General features: G+C 53.2%; 21 protein-coding genes. 9 read left to right on the top strand and 12 right to left on the bottom strand.

The genetic code is table 11. The features are described 5' to 3' along the window. From ACMHXI_RS13880 to ACMHXI_RS13865, 4 genes are all read left to right on the top strand, one after another. Positions 1-1,182 (top strand): capsule assembly Wzi family protein (locus ACMHXI_RS13880; protein ID WP_413735223.1); only part of this gene is annotated, 1,182 nt, incomplete at its 5' end. Positions 1,183-1,438: 256 nt separating this feature from the next. Continuing rightward, entirely contained in the window at positions 1,439-2,170 is a 732-nt protein-coding gene (locus ACMHXI_RS13875; protein WP_028780379.1) for a glycosyltransferase family 2 protein, read from the top strand. A 1-nt stretch (position 2,171) separates the two neighbouring features. Further along, complete coding sequence (locus ACMHXI_RS13870) at positions 2,172-2,846, top strand: TVP38/TMEM64 family protein (protein WP_107111588.1); 675 nt, start codon at positions 2,172-2,174, stop codon at positions 2,844-2,846. After that, positions 2,846-4,567: an ArnT family glycosyltransferase gene (locus ACMHXI_RS13865; RefSeq protein ID WP_218996772.1), complete on the top strand. Its 1,722-nt coding sequence runs from the start codon at positions 2,846-2,848 to the stop codon at positions 4,565-4,567. The genes ACMHXI_RS13870 and ACMHXI_RS13865 overlap by 1 nt, the downstream gene beginning before the upstream one ends. Positions 4,568-4,574: 7 nt before the next feature. On the opposite strand, the gene mutM is transcribed toward ACMHXI_RS13865, so the two are convergent. Genes mutM through ACMHXI_RS13825 form a run of 8 tightly spaced genes read right to left on the bottom strand, consistent with a single transcriptional unit; the run spans position 4,575 to position 11,538 of the window. Further along, the gene (gene mutM, locus ACMHXI_RS13860; RefSeq protein WP_044735569.1) at positions 4,575-5,390 is read right to left on the bottom strand and encodes a bifunctional DNA-formamidopyrimidine glycosylase/DNA-(apurinic or apyrimidinic site) lyase; all 816 of its coding nucleotides are present in this window, start codon (positions 5,388-5,390) and stop codon (positions 4,575-4,577) included. Positions 5,391-5,406: 16 nt separating this feature from the next. Further along, positions 5,407-5,865 carry a hypothetical protein gene (locus ACMHXI_RS13855; RefSeq protein WP_025009083.1) on the bottom strand — a complete coding sequence of 153 codons (459 nt, stop codon included), beginning with the start codon at positions 5,863-5,865 and terminating at the stop codon, positions 5,407-5,409. 53 nt (positions 5,866-5,918) lie between these two features. Beyond that, positions 5,919-6,905, bottom strand: a complete 987-nt coding sequence (moaA, locus tag ACMHXI_RS13850; RefSeq protein ID WP_045283806.1) for a GTP 3',8-cyclase MoaA — start codon at positions 6,903-6,905, stop codon at positions 5,919-5,921. Between the two features lie 8 nt (positions 6,906-6,913). Further along, entirely contained in the window at positions 6,914-8,719 is a 1,806-nt protein-coding gene (locus tag ACMHXI_RS13845; RefSeq protein ID WP_413735219.1) for a bifunctional molybdopterin-guanine dinucleotide biosynthesis adaptor protein MobB/molybdopterin molybdotransferase MoeA, read from the bottom strand. Positions 8,720-8,728: 9 nt separating this feature from the next. Beyond that, on the bottom strand, positions 8,729-9,322 hold the full coding sequence (gene mobA / locus ACMHXI_RS13840; RefSeq protein ID WP_221051659.1) for a molybdenum cofactor guanylyltransferase MobA: 594 nt from the start codon (positions 9,320-9,322) through the stop codon (positions 8,729-8,731). After that, a complete protein-coding gene (locus ACMHXI_RS13835) occupies positions 9,306-10,013 on the bottom strand; it encodes an ATP-binding cassette domain-containing protein (RefSeq protein ID WP_117200147.1) in 708 nt (235 codons plus the stop codon). Before ACMHXI_RS13835 ends, mobA begins: the two co-directional genes overlap by 17 nt. A gap of 8 nt (positions 10,014-10,021) precedes the next feature. Beyond that, on the bottom strand, positions 10,022-10,729 hold the full coding sequence (locus ACMHXI_RS13830) for an ABC transporter permease (RefSeq protein WP_101053233.1): 708 nt from the start codon (positions 10,727-10,729) through the stop codon (positions 10,022-10,024). After that, the gene (locus ACMHXI_RS13825) at positions 10,726-11,538 is read right to left on the bottom strand and encodes a substrate-binding domain-containing protein (protein WP_045283803.1); all 813 of its coding nucleotides are present in this window, start codon (positions 11,536-11,538) and stop codon (positions 10,726-10,728) included. Before ACMHXI_RS13825 ends, ACMHXI_RS13830 begins: the two co-directional genes overlap by 4 nt. 281 nt (positions 11,539-11,819) lie before the next feature. Here ACMHXI_RS13825 and ACMHXI_RS13820 point away from each other — a divergent pair, with 281 nt between their 5' ends. Together ACMHXI_RS13820 and ACMHXI_RS13815 are read left to right on the top strand one after the other, a co-directional pair. Next, the gene (locus tag ACMHXI_RS13820; protein ID WP_025009087.1) at positions 11,820-13,202 is read left to right on the top strand and encodes a sigma-54-dependent transcriptional regulator; all 1,383 of its coding nucleotides are present in this window, start codon (positions 11,820-11,822) and stop codon (positions 13,200-13,202) included. Positions 13,203-13,204: 2 nt separating this feature from the next. Beyond that, a complete protein-coding gene (locus ACMHXI_RS13815) occupies positions 13,205-15,313 on the top strand; it encodes an ATP-binding protein (RefSeq protein WP_117200148.1) in 2,109 nt (702 codons plus the stop codon). 700 nt (positions 15,314-16,013) lie between these two features. Here ACMHXI_RS13815 and ACMHXI_RS13810 read toward each other — a convergent pair. Continuing rightward, positions 16,014-16,703, bottom strand: a complete 690-nt coding sequence (locus ACMHXI_RS13810; protein ID WP_025889011.1) for a DNA-3-methyladenine glycosylase I — start codon at positions 16,701-16,703, stop codon at positions 16,014-16,016. A 140-nt stretch (positions 16,704-16,843) separates the two neighbouring features. Beyond that, on the bottom strand, positions 16,844-17,713 hold the full coding sequence (locus ACMHXI_RS13805) for an NAD(P)H-binding protein (protein WP_109247434.1): 870 nt from the start codon (positions 17,711-17,713) through the stop codon (positions 16,844-16,846). Between the two features lie 119 nt (positions 17,714-17,832). Here ACMHXI_RS13805 and ACMHXI_RS13800 point away from each other — a divergent pair, with 119 nt between their 5' ends. Further along, on the top strand, positions 17,833-18,738 hold the full coding sequence (locus ACMHXI_RS13800; RefSeq protein WP_109247435.1) for a LysR family transcriptional regulator: 906 nt from the start codon (positions 17,833-17,835) through the stop codon (positions 18,736-18,738). A 92-nt stretch (positions 18,739-18,830) separates the two neighbouring features. Beyond that, the gene (locus tag ACMHXI_RS13795; RefSeq protein ID WP_025009091.1) at positions 18,831-19,484 is read left to right on the top strand and encodes a glutathione S-transferase family protein; all 654 of its coding nucleotides are present in this window, start codon (positions 18,831-18,833) and stop codon (positions 19,482-19,484) included. A gap of 8 nt (positions 19,485-19,492) precedes the next feature. On the opposite strand, the gene ACMHXI_RS13790 is transcribed toward ACMHXI_RS13795, so the two are convergent. Continuing rightward, positions 19,493-20,023, bottom strand: a complete 531-nt coding sequence (locus ACMHXI_RS13790) for a thioesterase family protein (protein ID WP_071237359.1) — start codon at positions 20,021-20,023, stop codon at positions 19,493-19,495. A gap of 114 nt (positions 20,024-20,137) precedes the next feature. Further along, a complete protein-coding gene (prlC, locus tag ACMHXI_RS13785; RefSeq protein ID WP_413735212.1) occupies positions 20,138-22,177 on the bottom strand; it encodes an oligopeptidase A in 2,040 nt (679 codons plus the stop codon). 351 nt (positions 22,178-22,528) lie between these two features. On the opposite strand from prlC, the gene ACMHXI_RS13780 reads away from it, so the two are divergent. Next, positions 22,529-23,236, top strand: a complete 708-nt coding sequence (locus ACMHXI_RS13780; protein WP_219031529.1) for a hypothetical protein — start codon at positions 22,529-22,531, stop codon at positions 23,234-23,236. The last annotated feature ends 51 nt before the right edge of the window (positions 23,237-23,287 follow it).

The raw sequence follows: 23,287 nt of genomic DNA, 5'->3' as shown, positions 1-23,287 counted from the left end.
GCCACGGATGCCGCCCGGTTTCAACATTTTGGCTCTGACTACCGTGAAAAGGGCCAACTGAGCGCCTCATATGAATATGTCGGAGAACGTTTTGCCTTCAAGGCTGCGGGAACCGGTGCCTATGACGCCCAGGATGATGAGAGTGCCCGTTTGGATGACTCCTACATGGCTCTGATGCTGGGCAACTGGATAGTGACTGCGGGTGCCGTGCAGCAGTGGTGGGGGCCGGGGTTTGATTCGGCTTTGCACAAGTCAAACAATGCCCGCCCCATGCCATCTGTCATGCTCAGTCGCAACAATGCTGCGGGTTTTGAAACTCCCTGGTTATCTTGGATTGGCCCCTGGACTCTGACTACGGGGTTCAGTTGGATGAATGACGACAGAGCCGTTGAAGACACCCTGCTGTGGAACATGCGCGGCAGTGTCAGGCCCTTCAAACAGTTGGAAATAGGCCTTTCCTGGACCACACAATTCTGTGGAGAGGGGCAGGATTGCGGCTTTGGTTCATTCTGGGATGCTATTTCCGGTGGAACCGAGTGTGCTGATGGTGACCCGAACTGCGACCCTTCAATGAATACCAAGATAGGTAACCAGATGGCAGGTTTCGACGTTCGTTATGCCGATACCCTGTTTAATGTGCCTTTTGGTCTCTATCTGGAGCGCACCTGTGAAGACTCCAGCGGTTCGGCGCCATGGCAGATTGCCGACTGCGCCGTGCTGGTGGGGGCTGATACCCGCTTCAACCTGGCGCAGCAGCAATATAAGCTGTTCTTTGAGTATACGGATACTCTGGTTGCCTGTGGTGGTGATCCCAATGTGTTCAACTGTTTCTATGAGCATACTACTTATTTGAGTGGTTCCCGTTATTACAAACGTTCCTTGGGTTCTACCTATGACAGCGATGCCAAGGTCTACGTTCTGGGCTTGGTAGGGCAATTTGCCGACAGCCATGGTATTAACGCCTACCTGCGCTATGCTCAGCTCAACAAAGACGGTAAAAACCGAAATAATGGTTGGGCCCCAAAACCCGCCAAGGAAGATTTGCTGATGTTGGAACTCAGCTATCGTATGCCCTTGCTGAAGGGGATGATGACTTTTGGTGGCACAGCTTCCCGTTCAGAGTTTGCAACTTATAACGATAACGATGCCAGTTTGTTTGGTAGTTATGAGTACAGGTTCTGAGTGACAACTGCTTAACTAAGCCTGTATAGCCGGCTTTTTTAATCCCAGCCACAAGAATGTTACCAAGTTTAGCCGGCCTAGCCGGCTTTTTTATGCTCATAAAGAAAATGTTACCAAGTTTAAACGGAATGATTGCGTAAAAAACGGCATTAACGTAATTTGGCCTTAAGAAACTACAGCTATATTGCATCCAGACCTACTTCCTGTTTAGGTTGTTTTTTAATCAGTTCCAAGTTTGGAACCCGGGAGCTTATTTTTGATTTCAGTCGTAATACCCGCCAAAGACGAAGCCGGAAATATAGGCCCTCTCATTAATGAGATCTGTCAGGCCTTAGCAACGACAACCCCTTTTGAAATTCTGGTTGTAGATGATGGCAGCAGCGATAATACTGCCGACGAAGTGTTGCAAACTGCAAAGCAAAACAGCTGTGATGCCAGAGTTATTCGCCATAAACGCAGTACAGGCCAGAGCACGGCTATCTGCACAGGTGTGCGCGAGGCCAAAGGGGAATATATAGTGACCCTGGATGCCGATGGTCAAAATGATCCTGCCGACATTCCCGCCATGATCCGGCTGATCCCGGAAATGAACAGTGCTGATTTTTGCATCGCTGGTTATCGAAAGCACCGTAAAGATACGGCTTGGAAACGCTTTCAATCCCGTTTTGCCAACAGGGTACGCGATGCCTTATTGCACGATGGCGTCCCGGATACCGGCTGCGGTCTTAAGCTCTTTCCGCGAGCCAGTTTTCTGAAACTCCCCTATTTCAACCATATGCATAGGTATATTCCGGCGCTTATCCGACGTATGGGCGGTGATGTGCGGATTTCTGTGGTTAATCACAGAGACAGACAAGCCGGTATTTCCAAATATACCGCCTGGAATCGACTCTGGGTGGGAATCGTCGATATCCTCGGGGTGATGTGGTTGATTCGCCGGGCCAAAATTGCCGAGATAGACAGCATTGAATACAGCCGCCGGGACTAAACTGAAGCGCCTGCTAAAGACGCTGTTGTTGATATCCGTCTTGCTTGGGCTGATGTTGGCCGTTCAGGCCGGCTGGTTTGAGCATCTCACCGACAGTAACTGGGTCGCTAACTTTATTCACCGCCAAGGGCCTGCCGGAGTGGCGTTACTGTTTGCTGTCGGCGCTCTGTTTACCGCAGTGGGCGGCCCGAGGCAGATCATCGCATTTGTTTTCGGCTTCGCGCTTGGTGGTGCTGTGGGCGCCCTGTTTTCCACTTTTGCCGCCTTGGCGGGTTGTCTCCTCAGCTTTTATTGTGCCCGTTTGACGGTGCGCGAGTTTCTACAGAAGCGCTTTGGGTCGCGGCTGCAACGTTTTGAACGGCTGATCATTCATCGCACCTGGCTTAAAGTTTTAATGATCAGGCTGTTACCTGTTGGCAGTAACCTATTGACCAATCTCTTCGCCGGGGCAACCCGGGTGCCTGCCAGCGGTTTCTTAATCGGCAGTTTCATCGGCTACCTGCCGCAGATGCTGATCTTTGCCTATGCGGGAGCCGGCTTGGGCTTGTCTGATCAGTATCAACTCGGTATCAGCCTGGTGTTATTGCTGCTTTCCAGCGCCATAGGAACTTACCTTTACCGTAATCGTCTGAGCCGTCAGGTGGATGATTTGGTTACAGATAAACAGGGGCTTTGATGAATTGGCTGCGTAGCTACTTTGACAGTGATGATTACACAAAAGTGTTTTGGGCACTGTTCTGGCTGACTCTGTTTATTATGTTGTTGGGAATAGGATTCCGCTCTCCCTGGCCTGCCGACGAGCCTAGATTTGTCGAAGTCGCCAGAGAAATGGTCAGCAGCGGTCAGTGGTTGTTTCCCAGCCGTGGTGGCGAATTCTATCCGGACAAACCGCCGGTTTTCATGTGGGCCATAGCACTTTGTTACGCCTTGATTGGAGACCTCAAGCTGGCTTTCTTACTGCCCAATGCCCTGTGTGGTTTGCTGACCGTGATGCTGGTCTACGATTTGGGCGCAAGGCTGTGGAATGTTCGCACCGGGCGCAACGCCGCTCTGCTACTGATGTTGGTGCCGCAGTTTTTGATGCAGGCCAAGAATGCCCAGATAGATGCCATGGTGATGTGCTGGATAACTTTAGGGTGCTATGGCTTGCTGCGCCATTTCCTCAAGGGACCCAGTTGGGGCTGGTATTTTGCCGCCTGGGGCTTTATGGGGCTGGGAGTTATCACCAAGGGAGTTGGTTTTCTGCCCTTGCTGCTGTTGTTGCCGTTGGGGGTGTACAGTTGGCAAAAGGGCTTGTGGCGAGAGAGTTGGCGCTGGCGAATAGTATTGGGGCCGGTTGTTATGCTGGCCGTAATTGCGCTCTGGTTGGTTCCCATGGTGCTGACGGTTCAAGCATCGGCAAGCCCGGAACACCTGGCATATATGAACAATATTCTGTTTAAGCAGACGGGTGAGCGTTACGTCAACGCCTGGCATCATATCAAGCCCTGGTATTTCTTTGTTTTCAGTGTCATTCCCTGGCTCTGGTTTCCGCTGCCCCTATTGGCATTGGCTTACGGAAAGCGACTCTGGGCGGCTATCAAGGCCGACCCTGGCATTGCCGTTTTGCTGTTATGGGTCTTGCTGGTGGTGGTGTTTTTCAGCATCAGCCCAGGTAAGCGTAATGTCTATATTTTGCCGGCACTGCCGCTGGCCGCGCTGGCCATTGCAGCAGCACTGCAGGGAGCACAGTTGTGTCTATGGTTTGAGCGCCTGGTTTCCGCCTTGCTGTGGTTGTTGGGGGGCTTGCTGCTGACTCTGGGCGTGCTGGCATTGCTGCACCATCCCAAATTGCTTGAGAGACTGGCTGATTATACCGATGATCTCACAGGTATCGGTTATCTGTTTATGGTGCTCGGTTCCTCCTGGCTTATTTTGCTCTGGTGGTTAAGGAAACAACCTTCGCTGCTCCGCTCCGGCGTGGTGACTATTCTTGGTTGGGCCTTGGTCAGTAGCTGGGGCTATCTGTTGCTCGATGGGATACGTACTCCCAAAGCCTTGATGCAGCACACGGCCGAGGTAATAGGTGAAGATGCCGAGCTTGGGCTGATCCGCTTTAAGGAGCAGTTTATTCTGTTTTCTCCCATGAGTATTACCCACTTCAGTTATCTGGCTTCCACTGCCGAGCAGGAACGCAGGGCCTGGCAGTGGCTGCAACAAGGTAAACAGCGTTATCTCCTGGTTCCCGGTGGGATAACGCTTGATTGCTTTAATATGAGCAAGGGCCAGAACATGGGCACAGCCCACAGAGAGGAGTGGTATTTACTTGGGGCTTCGGCGAGTTTGCCCGAGTGTCAGGCCCCCAAGACCATGGTCAGTTACCACACGCCGCACCCGGGACAGTGGATGCGGGAGTGATTGTGCTTCAGCGCGTTTGGCACAGGCTGCAAAACACTGTAGTGCGCTGTCCCAGGCGTATTTCGGATAACATATGGCCACATTGGGTACAGGTTTCCCCACCGCGGCCATAGACATGCAGCTTCTGGGCAAAGTAACCCGGTTTACCTTCGGCATTGGTAAAGTCTTTCAGTGTGGTGCCCCCCTGCTTGATTGCCTGGGCCAGGATCAGCTTTATCTCGGCGACCAGCACTGTCAGCCGCTCTTTATCCACTTTACCGGCCTCGGCCTGCGGGTGGACCCCGGCGGCAAACAGGGCTTCGTTGGCATAGATATTACCGACACCCACCACAATGGCATTGTCCATCAGACAGAGTTTTATCGCCTTCTTCTTGCCTTTGAGCGCCGCGTGTAGTTGCTCGACATTGAAGGCATCCGTTAAAGGTTCGGGCCCCAGTTTGGCCAGCAGCGGATGAGCCGTTTCCGGCAACTCGCACCAGAGCCAGGCACCGAATCTGCGCGGATCGTTGAACCTCAGCACCCGGCCGTTTTCCAATTCCAAATCTATATGATCGTGCTTCTCAGCCGGTGTGCTACGGGGCAAAATCCGCAGGCTGCCGGACATCCCTAGATGCACTATGCAGGTACCGGCATCTGTATCCAGCAGCAGGTATTTGGCGCGGCGGCGCACGGCTCTGATGGTCTGTCCTATGATATTGCGGGCCGTTTCGGGTACCGGCCAACGCAGCGAAGGATTACGAACGATAAGGTTACTGACGGTCTGATCAACAAGATACGGCGCAACCCCGAGGCGGGTCACTTCCACTTCCGGCAATTCTGGCATAAGGCTCTCTGCTCTATCAGCTTGTGGATACACTCAGCAGAGGTACAACACCACTTCTGAGGCTGGGGGGAATAAGATACCAGTTCCCGGCGGCAGATTTAAGCAGTCCCTGATGGGGATAGAACAGCCAAAGTTGTGGCTCGGCAGCGCCGCTGACTTTCAGCAGCAACTCTCGTGGCCGCTCATCTTGGGTGAGTTCTGGTTTACTTGCCAATGGTGATACCCGAATACTGAGCCAGGCTTGACTCCAGTCGGCGCAATTGAGCACCTTGGGATCACACTGCCATTGGCCATTGGCGGCCTGTGCCAACCAGATCCCGCCCAGTTGCAGCTGCTGCAGTTCAGTATTGCTGTCAAACAGCTCGCGGGTATCGGGCACTGAGTTCATGCGTTTATCCAGCAAGGTCAGTACCGACACCATCAGAATGGAGGCCAGAATAATGATGTTATTCCACTGTTTGCGGGTCAGTGCCATGGGCAAGAATGTTTGGTTGAGGTCGAATCGCCAGTGTAGCACGGTGGCAAGTATCAGCCACCTGTGCTGTTCATAAACCTCAAGATCTGCACCTGATTGGGATCATCGAAGTGATGCTCTTTGGGCTTGCGCTGAATAGCCTCGAAGATAGCCTGCTTCAATACGTCTATATCACCAGGATGGCTGCGGATGATCTGCTTCAGATCCAGTGAGTGTTCATTTCCCAGGCAAAGCAGCAAGCGGCCTTCGGCCGTGACTCTGACCCGGTTGCACTCATGGCAAAAGTTATGGCTGTGGGGTGAAATAAAACCTATATGGATAGGGCTGTCGGCCATGCTGTAGTAACGTGCCGGGCCGCCGGTACGCTTGGATGACAGGCTCAAGGGCCAGCGTTGATTGATAATTTCCCTGACATCACTGCTGCTCATGTGTCTTGGCAGAGAACGCTCTTCCATAACACCCAGAGGCATCTCTTCGATAAAGGCGATATCCAGCTGCTTTTGACGGCAATATTCCAGCAGATCGATAATTTCGTTTTCGTTGCGGCCCTTGAGGATCACGGCGTTGATCTTGATCCTGTCAAAGCCGGCCGCCTTGGCAGCATCTATGCCCTTGAGCACCCGCTCCAGCTTGCCGTTACGGGTCAGGGTGGTGAAAAGATCACTCTTTAGGGTATCCAGGCTGATATTAAGGCGGTTCAAGCCGGCGGCTTTCAGCGCCGGAGCCAGCTTGGCCAGCCTGGAGCCGTTGCTGGTCATGGAAAGATCCTTGAGCCCGGGTAGTGCCGCCAGCTGCGCCACCAAGCGGTCACAGTCGCTGCGAACCAAGGGTTCGCCGCCGGTGAGGCGTATCTTGCTGACGCCAAGCTCGGTAAAGGCGCGGCCGATAAAGGCCAGCTCCTCCAGGCTCAATACCTGTTCCCGCTCCAGAAAACAGGGGTCTTCACTCATGCAATAGATGCAGCGAAAATCACACCTGTCGGTAATGGAGAGGCGCAGATACTCTATTTTGCGGCCAAAGCCGTCACTCAGGCTGTTCAAGGGCAGGCTCAGAGCAGGTCTGCAAACGGGTGTACATAGACGGTTTCACCCGCCTCTATGCGTTCATCTGCCTCGCCGATAATCACCAAACAGTTGGCCTTGACCATGGAGCTGAGCATGCCTGAGCCCTGGGCACCGGTCGTGCGTACGTGCAATTGGCCGTCATCTCCCAGGGTCATGATGCCGCGGCTGAATTCGGTGCGGCCGCTGCGGCTGCGCATGGTTTCATCGGCAATCGCCGGCAAAAGTCTTGGCTGCCAGCTTGGTTCACCGGCCAGTTTACGCAATGCCGGTTGAACAAACATCAGGAAAGAGACCATCACGGCCACAGGATTGCCGGGCAAGCCGAAGAACAATGTTTGGTCTATCTTACCGAACGCCAATGGGCGTCCCGGGCGCATATTGATACGCCAGAAGTTGATTTCCCCCAGCTGGGCCAGCACTGTCTTGATATAATCGGCATTGCCGACAGACACCCCGCCCGAGCTGATAATCACATCGGCCTGATTCGCCGCCTGGCTCAATGTTTGGCTCAGAACGGCTTCCGAGTCTTCGATGATCCCCAAGTCCAGCACTTCACAGCCAAGGCGTTTGGCCATCGCCTTGATGGTATAGCGGTTGGAGTCGTAGATGCAGTTGGCCCTGAGCTCAGTGCCGGGTTGGCTGACTTCATCGCCGGTGGAAAATACGGCAATTCTGGGGCGGCGTTTGAGGGGCATCTCAAACAGTCCCAGTGAAGCCAGCAGGCCTTGTTCGGCAGCGCCTAAACGTGTGCCACTGCCAAGGGCCACGGCACCTTGGGCGATATCTTCACCCGCCAGACGCACGTGCTGGCCGCGATAGATTTTGCCACTGAAGCTGACCTTGCCATCGGTTTCGGTGGCAAGCTCTCTGGGTTGAATGGTATCTGCGCCAAGAGGAACCGGCGCACCTGTCATAATTCGTACCGCTTCACCCGGCTGCAACTGGCCAGAATATTGATGACCGGCCAGCACTTCTCCTTTCAGTTCAAAGGATTGTGACATATTGTCTTGAAACGCGAAGGCGTAACCATCCATTGCCGAGTTGGTCTGCTGCGGTACGTTCACCGGTGATATGGCGTCCTGGGCCAGAATACGATTGTCGGCCTCATCGAGCGTCAACAGCTCTGTCTCTGTGACGGGTTTGACTTGCTCCAGGATATGGTCGATGCCCTGACGTACCGACAGATTTTGTTCGCTGCCGAGCTCACAGGCACTTAAGGGCAGGGCTCTTGCTGAAGAGGACTTGAATTCGGGGCGATACTCGCGAACATACTGCTGCACAAAATCAGCAATTTGCGCCACATTGTTGAGATCCAGGCGGCGGATCTCCCCCGGCAGCTTGGTTTCATCACAGCAGGCGATTGCGAGGATATTGGGATCCTCGGTATGGATAAAGGGTTTGCCATGGGCGGCTCTGTGTAATTCAATCTTGGGCAGCGCCAGTTTCTTGAAGCCTTCCACCAACACCAGGTCGGCCTTGTCCTGTTCCAACTGGCCGAGTAGATGCAGCAGGTCCGGATCTCTGTCCAGCGGATCTTCAGTCATCAAGGCCCAACGCACATGGGAGGCCACCAACATCTGTCTGGCGCCGGCCTTGCGCATCTCATAGCTGTCTTTACCCGGCTCATCAATATCAAAGTTGTGATGGGCGTGCTTGATCACTGCCAGTCTTAAACCACGACGATTCAGCTCAGGGATCAACTGCTTCAGCAGCGTGGTCTTGCCTGTGCCGCTGTAGGCGCAGAAGCCCAACACGGGAATGGACAGGGGATTGGTAAAGACAGTGCTCATAAAAACCTCTTAAGCTTGGGATATTTCCGCCGCGAGTTGTTGTTTTTGTTCGTTGGTGTTGACGTTAATAAAGGCGCTGGGTTGATCGGCGAATGATTCAACCACTACCGGGTGTTCACTGTACCAGAGATCGACACGGCGCCTGCCAGAATCGAGAAACGCCTGCATCGAATCCCTCACCGTCGGTTTGAGCAGCATAACCACTGGTTGCTCACGCTCGCCATCGGATGCCACGGCGAGATCCGCTTCTGACGCCTGCAGCTTTTGCGCCATACGCTCGACCAGGTCTTTGGGCAGCAAAGGGCAGTCGCAGGGCACCACCAACAGCAGATCGGCATCTGTCTTATCCAGGGCGCTGATCATTCCCGCCAACGGCCCGGGATAACCCTGTTCCAGGTCGGCAATGACAGGAAAACCGAACTCAGCATAACGTGTTTGATTGCGGTTGGCGTTGATCAGGATCTGATTCACTTGAGGTTTTACCCTGTCGATAACGTAGGCAATCATGGGGCGCCCCAGCAGATCTACCAGGCCTTTGTCTTCTCCGCCCATACGCCTGGCCATGCCTCCGGCGAGTATCACCGCATCAATGCGCTGCGACATAGTTCTCCTCCTGCAGTTCTTCCGTGGCCAGGGTCAAATTGGCTGAGGTTGTCAGTTGTTGTGATTCTATATGCCAATGTTGGTGACAAAGTGCTGTCAGTTCTGAATGCTGGTGGCTACTGATCAGCAGCCCTGTGCCTTGTTGCTTCAATTCGGCAATCATAGCAAAAACGGTTTGTTGCGATGCTCTGTCCATATTGGATATGGGTTCATCCAGCATAAGTAACTTGGGTTTCAACAGCCAGGCTCTGGCCAGTGCCAGCCGTTGCCGTTCACCGCCGGACAGCGTTGAGGCGTTGGTCTTGAGCAGTTGCCCCAACTGGGCATGTTCTATCGCGCTTTGCATCCTAGTGCGCTGCTCGGCTTTATTCAAGCCGCTGTATTTTTGCGCCAGTTGCAGATTGTAGCTGACACTGCCTTCAAACAAGTATGGGTGCTGATGCAGGTAAATAGCCTTACCGAGCAAGGTATCACCTCGCCACCAGGGCGTCGCTGGAAATCCTTGGGTATAGATGGTACCGGCGCTGGGTTTGAGTAAACCGGCCAGCAGTTTCATCAGAGTGGTTTTACCGCAGCCATTGTCACCTTGCAGATAGATGACTTCACCCTGACAAAACTCCAGTTGCCGGGCGCGAAATAACAGGCGTTCACCAAAACGCATCTCAAGATCTTGGGCTATCAGCTTTATCATCAAGCGTCCTAATGACTTCTGGGACTGGCCCTGCCGCGCAGAGTACCCAGAGCAAAATTCAGTATCAGTGCCAGCACCAGCAGTACCAAGCCAAGGGCTATGGCCTGGGCGAAGTCCCCTTTACTGGTTTCCAGCGAAATCGCGGTGGGTATGTTACGGGTAACATGGGCTATATTGCCACCAACCATCATGGAGCAGCCGACTTCGGTAATGATACGGGAAAACGCGGCGATAATCGCCAGTAACAGCGGTACTCTTAGTTCGCGGCAAACCACCCAGATAGCCGAGCTCCAGCTGGCACCCAGGGTGCGGCTGGTTTCCCAGGCGCGGCGGTCGACACTGGTGAAGGCGGCATGGCTCATGGCTATCAGTACCGGGGCGCAGATCATCATCTGTCCGAGGATCATCCCCTTTTGGGTAAAGAGCCAGCGCAGGTCGCCCAGGGCGCCGTTACGGGTCAGCAGTAGGTAAGCCAACAGGCCCACCACCACAGTGGGAATGGATTGCAGGGTTTGCACCAGATTAGTCACCAGCCAGCGGCCGGGAAACTGAACAAACGCCAAGGCGAACCCCAGTATCATGGACGGCAGCAAGGTGATCAGCAGTGCCGCGAAAGATACCGAGAAAGAGACGGAGATAATAGACCAGACTTCAGGGTCTCTGGAAAACAGCAGGCCTAGGGCCTGCTGTATAAGGGCTAACCAGCCTTCACTCATTTGCCGTAAGTTGCCTTGAACAGTTGTTCGCCTTGAACTTTATAGCTGTTGATCATGCTTTGTGCTTCTTTGCTAATCAACCAATCACTGAAGGCACGTGCACCTTTGTGATTCAGATCAGGGTATTTGGCAGGGTTGATCAGGATAACCTGGTAAGGGTTGGCCAAAGTGGCACCGCCGTCGAAGTCGATGCCCAGGTCCAGTTTGGCTTTGTAAGCCACGAAAGTACCACGGTCAGACAGGGTGTAACCTTGCAGTTCGTTGGCCATCAGCAGGGTTTTGCCCATACCTTGACCTACAGAAGTGTAGCCTTTGAAGTCTGGAGTCACGTTGGCGGCTTTCCAGATGATCAGCTCTTTCTTGTGAGTACCTGAGTCATCACCACGGGATACGAAAGGTACACCTGACTTGGCGATTTTGGCGAAGGCTTCTTCGGCATTTTTGCTGTCACGGGCCTTGGCTGGGTCGTTCTTGGGGCCAAGGATAACAAAGTCGTTTTCCATGATGCCGCGAGGCTCAACACCGAAACCGTCGGCGACGAACTTGGCTTCTGCGCCAGGAGCGTGAGTCATTACCAGATCCACATCACCCTGAGAACCCAGTTTCAGAGCCTTACCTGTACCAGTGGCAATCACTTGTACCTTATAGCCTGATTCAGATTCAAATTTTGGCAGCAGGTAACCCAGCAGACCTGAGTTTTCAGTACTGGTGGTAGTGGCCAGCTTGATGGTTTCCTGAGCGGAAGCCGGGGCAGAGATCATCAGGCCTGCCGCAATGGCAAGACCCAGCAGTTGTTTCAAGTTCAACATTATTGCTCCTTGGCGTGATTTTAATAAGTGGGCCTAACCCATAAGCCTGCGGGCCACGGCCTTGTACTCGCACCCATTAAAGCAATTTGGGTGCCAAAAACGAATGTTTGCTATAAACCGATATTGAGGGATCCAATATGTGAACTGGATCCCAAGCTTGGTAAATAAGTATCAGACAAATTGTCCCAACCGGCTTTTTCTCTGGTTCATAGTGACCAATTTTTACCGTATCAATGATAGAATCTATTTCAATTGAGTCAAAATGTCCTGAAGCCGACAATATGAGCCAGATAGAAAAGCCACTAAAGTCTAAGCCAATGCCTTCTGCCGTGTCCGTGTTGATCGTCGACGACGAGCCCGGTATGCGCAGTTTCCTCAACAAAGCGCTGGCAAAGAAATTTGCCCTGGTAGAAACCGCTGCCAGCATAGAAGAAGCCGAACAACTGCGCAGCCGTTGTCACTTCGATCTGCTGATTGTGGATATACGTCTGCCCGGCCGCTCAGGTATTGAGTGGCGTGAGGCGCTGGATGATCAGGAGCGGCGCTCCGACATCATCTTTATGACTGGCTATGCCGATATGGAAGTGGCGATTCAGGCACTCAGGGCCGGCGCTTCCGACTTCATCATGAAGCCTTTCCATCTGGAGCAGATGATGAAGGCGGTCGACCGCTGCATCGAGCGGCGCTTGCTGAAGCGGGAAAACCTGATGCTGCGCCGGGAAGTGTCCAGTGGCTATTCCTCCACCATCATAGGCAACAGTGATGCCATGATGGAGGTCAAGCGGGTGATAGAGCGGGTGGCACCGACCAATGCCGTAGTGCTTATCGAAGGTGAGTCCGGCACGGGTAAGGAGCTGGTGGCCAGGCAACTTCACCTGCTCAGTGGTCGTCAGGGCCCGTTTGTGCCTGTTAACTGCGGCGCCATCGCTCCCGAGTTGCTGGAGAGTGAACTCTTTGGTCATACCGCTGGCTCTTTTACCGGTGCCAAAGGCAATCGCGAAGGTCTATTCAGCTTTGCCTCCGGAGGCACCATCTTCCTCGATGAGATCGGGGAGATGCCGCTGAAAATGCAGACGGCCTTGCTGCGGGTGTTGGAGCAAAAGGCGATTCGTCCGGTTGGCAGTGAAAAAGAAGTTAATATTGATGTTCGGGTGATAGCGGCAACCAACCGTAAGCTGGCCGATGAAGTGGAAGCCGGGCATTTCCGCCGCGATCTCTTCTACCGTCTCAATGTGCTCGACATAGTGATCCCGCCATTACGGGAAAGGCCGGATGATGTGGTGGAATTGACCCATCACTTTACCCGCCAGTTGGCCGCAGAGCTCGGGGTGAAAGAGGTGGTCTGGAGCCATGAAGACCTGCTCAAACTGCAGCAACATCAGTGGCCTGGGAATATTCGCGAATTGCGTAACATGATAGAGCGCTGCATTCTGCTGGGTAAGCCACCGGCGGAATACTGGAAAGAACAGCCCAAGGCCGAACTGAATGCCCAGCCTGGCTATCCCCACGACTGGGCGCTCAAGGATGTGGAAAAAGACCATGTCACGGCCGTGGTTGACTCCCACGGCGGCAATAAGTCGGCGGCAGCCCGGGTGCTGGGAGTGTCTCGCAAAACACTGGATCGTAAATACAAAGAGTGGTTTGACTGCGAGTCGGAGGTCTGAGCTTGTCACTGTTTAAACGGCTCTTTGGCCTGAGCTGGCAGCAGCTGCAGGCAAAGGTGCGTTATCGCATTCTGATCCTGACTCTGTTGCCTATCTTGCTGATGCTGGTGAGCCTGGTGTTTATCACCATTTACTGGAATATCAGCTATACAGGCAAACAGCTGTTTATGAAGGTCAAGGCCGACCTGACAGTGGCCAACAACACGCTGGCCGCGGTGCAGGAGCGTCAGGAAAAGCAGCTCGAACATGTGATGCAGTCCTTCGATTTCCAGACCCATTTTCGTTCGATACTCGAAGGTGAACAGCAGAAGCAGAAAGATCTCAATGCTTTCCTGGATCAACAGCGCAAGGTGTTGGATCTCGATTTTCTGCGTCTGGTCAGAATTGCCGATGCTGCGGCCGATCCGGACTTGCGGCAGATGCTGCCCTTGGTTCAGGGGCAAAGGGCCTATTCAGGGCTGATGGTGCTCTCCTCCTCGCGGCTGGCACGAATCGATCCCGAGTTGGCCGAGCGTGCCAAGATCCCGGTGAAAATGACCTTAAGGGCACAAAATCCCGACAGAGAAGTGGAAGAGCGGGGCATGCTCAGCCGCAGCCTGCTGCCGGTAGCCGATGAAAACGGCAAGGTTGGCTGGTATCTGGATGGAGGGATTCTGTTTAATCGCAATACTCGCATCGTCGACCATATTCGCGATCTGGTCTATGACAAGGGCACACTGCCTGAGCGTTCCATAGGCACTGTGACTATCTTCCTCGACAATATCCGCATCAGCACCAATGTGCCTCTGCATTTCTTCCCCAAAGAGGATGAAAATCGCGGCCGGGCATTGGGCACCCTGGTGTCCGAGGAGGTGCGTCAGCAGGTGTTGGTCAAGGGCCAACTCTGGGTCGATAGAGCCTTTGTTTACAACGACTGGTTTATCTCGGCCTATGCGCCGCTGACCGATATTCGTGGCCAGCGGATAGGCATGATCTATTCCGGGTTTTCCGAGTCGCCTTTTATCCATAACTATCTGCTTAATATCATAGAGTTGGGCACCATTTTGATGTTGGTGTTGCTGGTTTCCGGGCTCTTGGTTTATCGCGGCGCCTACAGTTTGTTGCAGCCGATAGAGCGTATTCACCAAGTGGTTAAGGCGGTGCAGTCCGGGCGCAATCTGCGTATCGGCGAGCTGGGACTGGACAGAGACAATGAGCTGGCCAACTTGGCCGAGCAGTTCGACCGCATGCTCGATTTATTGCAGCGCCGCAATGCGCAAATTCAAGCGGCGGCCGAGCAACTGGAGATGAAGGTCGAGGAACGTACCCGTAGCCTGCAGGAAAAAACCGAAGAGCTGCAGCGCAACGTGCAATTACTGAACGAAACCCGTCAGCAGTTGGTGACCAATGAAAAGCTGACAGCCCTTGGGGAGTTGACCGCTGGGATTGCCCACGAGATCAACAATCCTACCGCCGTAATCCTCGGCAATATGGAACTGCTGCGGGTGGAGCTTGGGGATAACGCCGAGCTGGTCGAAGAGGAGATAGATCTCATCATCCAGCAGGTGGGGCGTATCAGCACTATTATCCGCAGCTTGCTGCAGTACAGCCGTCCCGGCGAGTTCAATGCGCCGCTGGAGATGCATCAAATCACACCTATTATCGAAGAGATGCAGCTGTTGGTACGTCACTCACTGGGTAAGCAGGAAGTGGTGTTGTTGCCTGAGCTGAACGCCAGTTATCCGGTGCAGGTAAATCGTCCGCAACTGCTGCAGGTGCTGATCAATCTGGTGGTCAACGCTGCTCATGCTATGGATGGCAAGGGGCGGATCTGGATCCGTACCTATGACTGGGTGGAACAGGACGAACCTGTGGGGATCAAGATAGAGATTGAAGATGAAGGTTCTGGGATCCCGCAAGAGCAGTTGAGTCGGATATTCGATCCCTTCTATACCACCCGTAAGGATGGTACCGGGCTGGGCTTGTCGCTGAGCTACGGTATTATCAAACGCATAGGTGGCACCATAGAGGTCAGTTCGACAGTAGGTAAGGGGACGCTGTTTACTGTCAGTATTTACCATATGGCCAAAGAGGATCAGTCAGGCCCCTATGATGGTTTGCTGTTCGGGTAGGCTCTTGGCTTGGCGTGAAAAAACAAAAAAAGAGCCGGGTAATTAACCCGGCCACAAAGAGTGTGTGAGCAATGTCGTGCTTTGCAAACTCAGGAACACCATAACTCTCAGCGGGTACTGCGGGCCTAAAGCTAAGGATGAGTTTTGGAACGCAAGTTAACGATAATCGTTCTCATTTATGTTTGCAACTATTTTTTGACCTTTGGCGATAAAGTTTTCCAGTGCTATTCCTCCTTTCTTGGATGTCCGACCCAAAAATCTACCTAACTTATTAATTTTAAATTAGTTTAAATCTAAGGTGCAGGCCGGTAGTCATTGGTAGTTTTGGGGCTAAATCCAGATGGCTGCACCTTCCTTAGCGCCTGACTCCCTCTATATTGGTTTGTTAGAGAGGGGCATCAAAATTTAAAAACAGCGGCGAGGGATGAAAATAGTTGGCGGAGAGGAGGAGCATAAAGCTCTGACAATAAGAATCAGCCAAAAAAAGGGCCGGGTAATTAACCCGGCCTAAAAGAGTGTGTGAGCAATGTCGTGCTTTGCAAACTCAGGAACACCATAACTTCAAGCAAATCTCAGTCGACTAGCGGTTAACTGACTCTCAGTTAAGGATGAGTTTTGGAACGCAGAACAAATGATAATGGTTCTCATTTTCGATTGCAACTGTTTTTTGTCTGTATTCAAGACAAATTTATCTCAGGCCTCAGATACGATTGTCCCCGGTGCTACAAGCCAGGATGCGGCTGATGGCGGCCATGCTCCTGCCGCTGCTCTGCTGCCAATGATTGAATACAGCTTGTACCTGGGCCAAGCCGCTCTTTGAGCTGAAGCCTGCGTCCACCAGTTTGTGACTCTTGAGATAGTTTTGAACATCAGCGGTCAACAGGAAGCTGTCTTTACCTATGCCACGAAGAAAATAGGGGCCGGTATTGCCACCCAAGCGTGCACCACGGCGTTTGAGTTCCTGCCACAGTGAGGTGATCTCCTCCACCGGCCAGAGGGCGATATATCGGGCCAGGCTGCCGTGTTCTCTGGCAATATCCTGCACCATGAGCGCGTTATCATAAATGGCCTGGGTCTTTTTCTGGTGGCGAATGAGGCGACTGTCCTCACCTCTGGCCTGCAACTGCTCGGGGGAGAGCATCAACACTTTCATGGGTTCAAAGCCAAAGAAGGCCTCTTCATAGGCCGGCCATTTGTGTTCCACTACTTTCCAGACAAAGCCGCTCTGAAATACCTGTTTGCTGAGAGCTGAAAGCAACTCGGCATCTGTATATTCCAGCAATTCTTCCGTGGAACAGACTCTGGGTAACAGGCTCTCCAGTCGCTCGGCGCCGCCTTTGCGCTCGCACGCTCTGGCATAGATGGTGGCAAAATCTTCCGGCTTGCTCATGTGCTTTCCCTTTTGATTGGCTCAATTACTGCCGCACCAGTGTAATACCAATCGGGATAAAGATGGGAGTGATCAATGATGATTAACAATCACAGTCCCTCCCAGGCAAAGGGAGGAACTGTGGCACGCGATATCGGGTATCAGGATTGAATGAGGCTCTGTTCAAACAGGGCCTTAAGTGAATGCCCTGGGCGCCCCAGCAGACGTTCCAGATCTGCGCTTTGCTGCTGATATTCACCATCGGCTATCGCCTTGGAGTTGTTGGCAAACGCCTTGGCCATAAAACCGGGGAGGCCGATCCCGAGGAAAATCTGCTCCAGCTCTGCGACTGAAATGTTTTGCAGCCGAATGTTTTTGCCACTCACCTGCGACAGGTATTGTGCCACCTGGGCCTGGTTCAACAGTTCCGGGCCTGTCAGGGTATAGGTTTGCCCAAGATGGCTGCTTACAGGCGATTCCGATGAGAGAATGCCGGCGATGGCCTCTGCCAGATCGGCCTTCCACACAGGGGCAAACAAACCATTTTCACCGGCATTGAGCATGGTTTCTGTTGCCAGAGTGTGCTCCAACCCGGCCAACTGCAATTCGGCATAGGGACCGTTACGTACCAAGGTGTAAGGCACACCAGAGTGAACTATTGCAGCTTCTGTTGCCGCATGGGTGCGGGCAAAGTCGAATGCCGAGTCCAGGGTCGCCAATTGGAAACTGGTATAAACTAATTGTTCGACAGCGGCGGCCTTGGCGGCGCTGAGCACATTCATGTGCTGCTGCAGTCTCTGATCATTGGGTGCATCACCCGAGATCAATAACAGGCGTTTGACGCCCTGCATGGCTTTCGAGAGTGAAGCCGGGTCACTGTAATCGGCAAAGACCTTCTCTACATCAGCAAACTCGTTCAATTGTTCAGGGTGGCGACTTGCCAATCTCAACTGTTTGGCAGGAACCTTTGCCAATAAGGCTTGGCTGACCAGACGGCCCAATTGGCCGGATGCACCTAAGATAAGGATCATGTTTTTTACTCCGTTTTTTACTCCAGTAGGTTTATGGCATCAGTGTATCCCCGTGGCAAAAATTGATAATGAGTGCTTTACTTATCACTTTGGTTATTGAAATTAAACAAAGGTGAGAGATGGATGCGGCACAACTCTATCGTATGTTGGTATTCGCCACTGTAGTGGAACAGGGATCGTTAACGGCGGCCGCAGAAGTGCTGGGGATCAGCCGCTCCATGGTGAGTCAACATTTGAAGAAACTGGAACAGCGTCTTGGCTGCCGTTTATTGCACAGAACCACGCGCAAGATAGGCTTGAGTGAAGATGGTCAGAGTTTCTATCACTATTGTGCCGAGTTGTTGCAGCTGGCCAAGCAAGCCGAAGCCGTGACTCGTCCCAGTGATCAACAGCTACATGGCAGCTTGAGGATCACGGCACCTGTGGGGGTAGGTGAACTGTCACTGCTGCCCTTGATGGGGGCGTTTCACCAGCGTTTCCCCCATATCCGGCTGACACTGTTGCTGGAGGACAATAAGCTCAATCTGCTGGAGCATAAGATAGATATCGCCATTCAGGCCGGCTGGCCGGAAGACTCTGAATTCAAGGCGATAAAATTGGGCGACTTCGAAGAGTATCTGGTGGCTTCGCCCGAGTATCTCAGTCGCCACGGCAAGCCGCTGCATCCGGATAACCTGCATCATCACCAATGGCTGATGCATGCATCGAGTCATTTGCCTCGCAGCTGTACTTTGCACAATAGTCAGGGCGAACAGTTTCGTATTCGGGTTACCCCCTTTATCAGCTGCAACAGTACCAATGCCATCGCGGCTCTGGCTGCTCAGGGGCTTGGCATAGCCACCTTGCCGGATCATCTGTTGCAAAGGCAATTGGACTCGGGAGCGCTGGAACGTCTGTTACCGGATTATCATCTGCGTGAGGGCGGTATCTATGCCATTCACCCTTACCGTGAGGGGATGCCACCCAGAGTCCGGGTCATGTTGGACTTTCTCAAACAGAAGTTGGGTCAAACAGAGGGTGGATAATTCCTCGCAGCACTCATGGTAACTGTTCACGCCTTCCCTAAGCGGTAGCCAGCAACTAAAGTTAAAGTTGGTAACCATGGGGATCCCTGTCTATGGAGCTTTACTACCATCCATTGTCGCGTTATTCGCAAAAGGTGCTGCTGGCACTTTATGAAAAGCAGGCAAACTTCTTTCCCCGGGTAACGGATCTGCAGGATCCATTGGAGCGCCAACACTATCTGCATTTCTATCCATCCGGTAAGCTGCCACTCTTGGTGTGTCAGGACGGCAGCCTGTTGCCTGAATCCAGCATTATCATAGAGTATCTGGACAATAAAATGGACGCCGGCACCCGGCTGTTGCCCAAGGAGCCCGAGCTCAATCTGCAAGTGCGTCTCTATGACAGAATTGCCGATAACGACCTCAACAACAGTCTCTATCAGCTGGAGCAGCAATATAGCTTACCGGAAGAACAGCAACTTCCTCTGGTGCAACGTCAAATTGAAAACCGTCTCAGACTTTGCCTGCGGGCGTTGGACTTACGCCTGGTTGAGCATCATTGGCTTTGCGGAGATGGGTTCACTTTGGCCGATTGTGCCTTAATCCCTTGTCTTGGTTACCTGCAGCGCAGTTTCAACTTACTGGACTACCAGCATTTGGGGCGCTACTGGCTGCAGGCGCAATTGCGGGGTTCCTGGATGTTGGTGCAAGATGAAGTGACTCTGGCTCAGGAGGAGGCCAGCAGTGGGCTCAGGCCCATCCCCTGAACAAGAATTCAGCTGTTACGGGCCTTTTTGAGATCCAGGAACGACTTCCACTTGATGATCTCTGCCGGTAACTCGGGCGTGATCTCATCGAAACCGGCTTCCGTCAACAGGTTTTCCGTGGGTACCGGCTTGCGTTTGCAGACGAACAAACCTCTGACATGCACTATGGCATGCAGGCCTCTGTCCGACAGGAAACGCTGCTCTATGTAGAAATACTTTTCATCCCAGCCAACCACGCGAGAGGCAATTTCAAACTGCTGTAATGGCCTGATATCCCTTACATAGGTGAACTCGGCAGCATTGACTATCGGCATCCATTTCAGTTTTAGAAAGCGCTTCAGCAAGCCCATTTCGGCCATCATATAAGTGCGGGCCAGATCCATAAATGCCGGGTAGCGGGAGTTGGTCAGGTGTAGGTTGATGTCACAGTCACTCGGTAAAGCCCGATAACGGATGCGGCTGGTGCCGAGAAAACCGATATCGTTTGCCCGGCGCACTCGCCAGAGCAGCAGCCAAAACAGGCGAAAGTAGAGGTTCATCAAAGGGTCCAAGAGTTGAGAGGAATTAAAGGCTATCAAAGGTCATACCAGACGGCAAGCGAGAACTGGCTCACAAAAAAGGCGCCCGCAGGCGCCTAATCAATTGCTTCTGCCTCAGGCTTGGATCCCTGAGTGACGCAGCAGTGCGTCTATGCTGGGCTCGCGGCCACGGAAGCGGGTAAATAGCACCATAGGCTCTTCACTGCCGCCCATCTCAAGTATGTTGTGCAGGAAGTCGCGTCCTGTGCTCTCGTTGAAAATACCTTCCTCCTCGAAGCGTGAGAAGGCATCGGCAGACAACACTTCGGCCCACTTGTAGCTGTAGTAGCCGGCGGCATAACCTCCGGCAAAGATATGGGCGAAGCCATTCTGGAAGCGGTTGAATTCTGGCGGTGTGACCACTGCCACCTGGCGTCGAACCTCATCCAACATCTGCTGAATATGGGCGCCCTTGGCCGGATCAAACTCCTGATGCAGGCGGAAGTCGAACAGAGAAAACTCCAGTTGCCGCAGCATCATCATGCCGGACTGGAAGTTCTTGGCGGCCAGCATCTTGTCCAGCATCGCCTTGGGCAGTGGCTCCCCGGTCTGATAATGGCCGGAGATCTCCGCCAGCGCCTCTTCGGCCCAACACCAGTTCTCCATAAACTGGCTTGGCAGCTCCACGGCATCCCAAGGTACGCCATTGATGCCGGAAACCCCACCGACATCAATACGGGTCAGCATATGGTGAATACCATGACCAAATTCGTGGAACAGGGTAGTGACTTCGTCATGGGTAAACAGCGCAGGCTTGTCACCCACGGGGCGATTGAAGTTACAGGTGAGGTAGGCTACCGGCTTTTGCAGGCCTGTGGCCGTCATCCGCCGGGTTCGGCAATCATTCATCCAGGCGCCGCCACGCTTGCCTTCACGGGCATAGAGGTCCAGATAGAAGCTGCCTCTGTGTTCGCCCTCGGCATCCAGGATGTGGAAAAAGCGCACATCTTTATGCCACTTGTCGAAATCCTGCTGCTCTTTGACATCCATGCCGAACAAGCGCTTGATGGTGTAGAACAGGCCGTTGAGCACCTTGTCTTCGGGGAAGAAGGGACGTAGCTCTTCCTGAGATATCTCATACTTGTGCTGCTTGAGCTTTTCGCCGTAGTAACTCAGATCCCAGGCCGCCAACTCGGTTACACCATAATGCTCCTTGGCAAACTCCTTGAGTTCGGCCAACTCGGCCTTGGCTTGAGACTTGGAGCGCAGTGCCAGCTCATTGAGGAAGGCGATAACCTGCTCGGGCGATTGCGCCATCTTGGTGGCCAGGGACTTATCGGCATAGGTATCAAAGCCCAGTAACTGTGCCAATTCATGGCGCAGGCTCAGGATCTCGTCCATCAGCGGGCCATTGTCGAACTCACCGGCATTAGGGCCTTGATCCGAAGCGCGGGTAACAAAGGCGCGGTAACACTCTTCACGCAGACTGCGGTTGTCGCTGTAGGTCATGACTGGCAGATAGGATGGAAAATCCAGGGTGAATAGCCAACCTTGCTGCTCTTTGGCCTCGGCCATCGCCTTGGCGGCGGCAATGGCAGACTCTGGCAGACCGGCCAATTCGGCTTCATCGGTAACCAGCTTGCTCCAGGCATGTGTGGCATCCAGCAGTTGGTTGGAATAGGTGCTGCTGAGTTCGGACAGGCGCTTTACAATCTCTCCATAGCGGGCTTTTTGTTCATCATTGAGGCCTATTCCCGACAGTTCGAAGTCTCTCAGGCTATGTTCTATCACAGTCTGTTGTGCCTGGCTGAGCAGGGCAAATTCCGCTGATGCCTTGAGCTCTTTATAGGCCTGATACAGGCCCTGATGTTGGCCGACAAAGGTGCTGTACTCAGACAACAATGGCAGACAGGCATCGTGCGCGGCGCGCCACTCTTCATTGCTGAGTACAGAATTCATATGGGAAATCGGCGACCAGATCTGGCTCAACTCATCGTCCACCTGCTCCAGAGGGGCCACCAGGTTTTCCCAAGTGTAGGGGCCTCCGGCGGCCAGCACGGCTTCTATCTTATCGCGGCATTTGGCTATGGCCTGTTCGACCGCCGGTTGAATGTGCTCGGCCTTGATACTGGAAAAGGGCGGCAGCTCCTGTGCTGTCAGCAGCGGATTGGTCATTGTCTGTCCTCTCTTTGGGCGTGGGCCATAGGGCCTGCATTGGATGCCTGGTCTTGCCGCCATGGCGGCGAATATTCAGGGGCGTGGCTAATAGATAAGGGTTCTGCTGTGATTTATCAAGGTGATAAAAGCGATTGGTGCCATAGCTGTGGCACAGATGTGAAACATAGCCGCCAAACTCGGCAGTGAAATACCCGTGGGTCACGAGTCACTGCTGCCGAGGAAGAGAGCCTACCGTCAATGCACAAAAAAATCATAAATGATAACTGGATCTAAAACACGATTCGTTATCATTTACATAATGGGGTGGTGGAATAAAATAAACTTTACTTTGTAAGTTTGGTACGTTTTATGCGCTATCCGCTCTTGTTGCTGACACTCCTGTGCTGCAATCCATTATTGGCCGATGAGGCCACTGAAACCCAACTCATGCTGGGGTGGGACAGCCGCTATATTTCCGAGGGGCGTGACAACTTGTCTGCGGGCGGGATTGCCTGGAGTGGCATTCACCATAGCCGTGATGGCCTGGGGGCCTTCGTGTTGTTTGGCCGAGCCGACAGTGTGAACTACGCCGAGCTCAATGCCGGGGTGGAATACTGTTTCAACCCACTCGAATCAGTGGAAGCCGGTGTCGGCATGCAGCGACTGGAGTTTTACGGTGATGAGCGCGCCCATGACAATGAGGCGTACGCCTATCTCGCCTATCAGGGGCTGAGCTGGCTGACACCATCGATTAACTATACCTATGCTACTGAAGCCTCTGGTTATTTTGTTGAGTTGAGCCTGCACAGCCATTGGCAAGTGAACGAGCAACTGACTCTTACCCCCTATGTGACCCAGGGATTCGACTTTGGCTATGCCAGCCAGACCCATGATGGCCCCAATCATCTGCAGCTTGGTGTAGAGGCATGCTACTCATTAACCCCTTCTTTGGTGGCTTCCTTGCATTTGAGTCACAGCATAGCGGAGGATGATATCAAGCAGCAGGCGCAAGAGGAGGATTGGCATGGCGACCTGGATCAGTCTTATGCCGGCTTGCATCTGGAGTGGCAGTTTTAAACTGGCTAACATTCACCGCAGCTTCTAGACTCTGATGTGAAGACAAACAGC

It is taken from the genome of Shewanella sp. BJSY2023SW005, assembly GCF_047314585.1.
GTDB classification, from domain to species: Bacteria; Pseudomonadota; Gammaproteobacteria; order Enterobacterales; family Shewanellaceae; genus Shewanella; species Shewanella algae.
Note: the sequence above shows the minus strand (reverse complement) of the source record. Positions and strands in the feature narration are given on the sequence as shown.

What these genes read in the sequence shown, in the direction of transcription:
- ACMHXI_RS13820 (WP_025009087.1), top strand. Translation starts at nt 11,820, where the DNA reads ATGAGCCAGATAGAAAAGCCACTAAAGTCTAAGCCAATGCCTTCTGCC.
- ACMHXI_RS13790 (WP_071237359.1), bottom strand. Translation starts at nt 20,023, where the DNA reads ATGAACCTCTACTTTCGCCTGTTTTGGCTGCTGCTCTGGCGAGTGCGC.
- ACMHXI_RS13810 (WP_025889011.1), bottom strand. Translation starts at nt 16,703, where the DNA reads ATGAGCAAGCCGGAAGATTTTGCCACCATCTATGCCAGAGCGTGCGAG.
- ACMHXI_RS13835 (WP_117200147.1), bottom strand. Translation starts at nt 10,013, where the DNA reads ATGATAAAGCTGATAGCCCAAGATCTTGAGATGCGTTTTGGTGAACGC.
- ACMHXI_RS13780 (WP_219031529.1), top strand. Translation starts at nt 22,529, where the DNA reads ATGCGCTATCCGCTCTTGTTGCTGACACTCCTGTGCTGCAATCCATTA.
- mutM (WP_044735569.1), bottom strand. Translation starts at nt 5,390, where the DNA reads ATGCCAGAATTGCCGGAAGTGGAAGTGACCCGCCTCGGGGTTGCGCCG.
- ACMHXI_RS13830 (WP_101053233.1), bottom strand. Translation starts at nt 10,729, where the DNA reads ATGAGTGAAGGCTGGTTAGCCCTTATACAGCAGGCCCTAGGCCTGCTG.
- ACMHXI_RS13795 (WP_025009091.1), top strand. Translation starts at nt 18,831, where the DNA reads ATGGAGCTTTACTACCATCCATTGTCGCGTTATTCGCAAAAGGTGCTG.
- ACMHXI_RS13800 (WP_109247435.1), top strand. Translation starts at nt 17,833, where the DNA reads ATGGATGCGGCACAACTCTATCGTATGTTGGTATTCGCCACTGTAGTG.
- prlC (WP_413735212.1), bottom strand. Translation starts at nt 22,177, where the DNA reads ATGACCAATCCGCTGCTGACAGCACAGGAGCTGCCGCCCTTTTCCAGT.
- ACMHXI_RS13805 (WP_109247434.1), bottom strand. Translation starts at nt 17,713, where the DNA reads ATGATCCTTATCTTAGGTGCATCCGGCCAATTGGGCCGTCTGGTCAGC.
- ACMHXI_RS13845 (WP_413735219.1), bottom strand. Translation starts at nt 8,719, where the DNA reads ATGAGCACTGTCTTTACCAATCCCCTGTCCATTCCCGTGTTGGGCTTC.
- ACMHXI_RS13865 (WP_218996772.1), top strand. Translation starts at nt 2,846, where the DNA reads ATGAATTGGCTGCGTAGCTACTTTGACAGTGATGATTACACAAAAGTG.
- mobA (WP_221051659.1), bottom strand. Translation starts at nt 9,322, where the DNA reads ATGTCGCAGCGCATTGATGCGGTGATACTCGCCGGAGGCATGGCCAGG.
- ACMHXI_RS13855 (WP_025009083.1), bottom strand. Translation starts at nt 5,865, where the DNA reads ATGGCACTGACCCGCAAACAGTGGAATAACATCATTATTCTGGCCTCC.
- ACMHXI_RS13825 (WP_045283803.1), bottom strand. Translation starts at nt 11,538, where the DNA reads ATGTTGAACTTGAAACAACTGCTGGGTCTTGCCATTGCGGCAGGCCTG.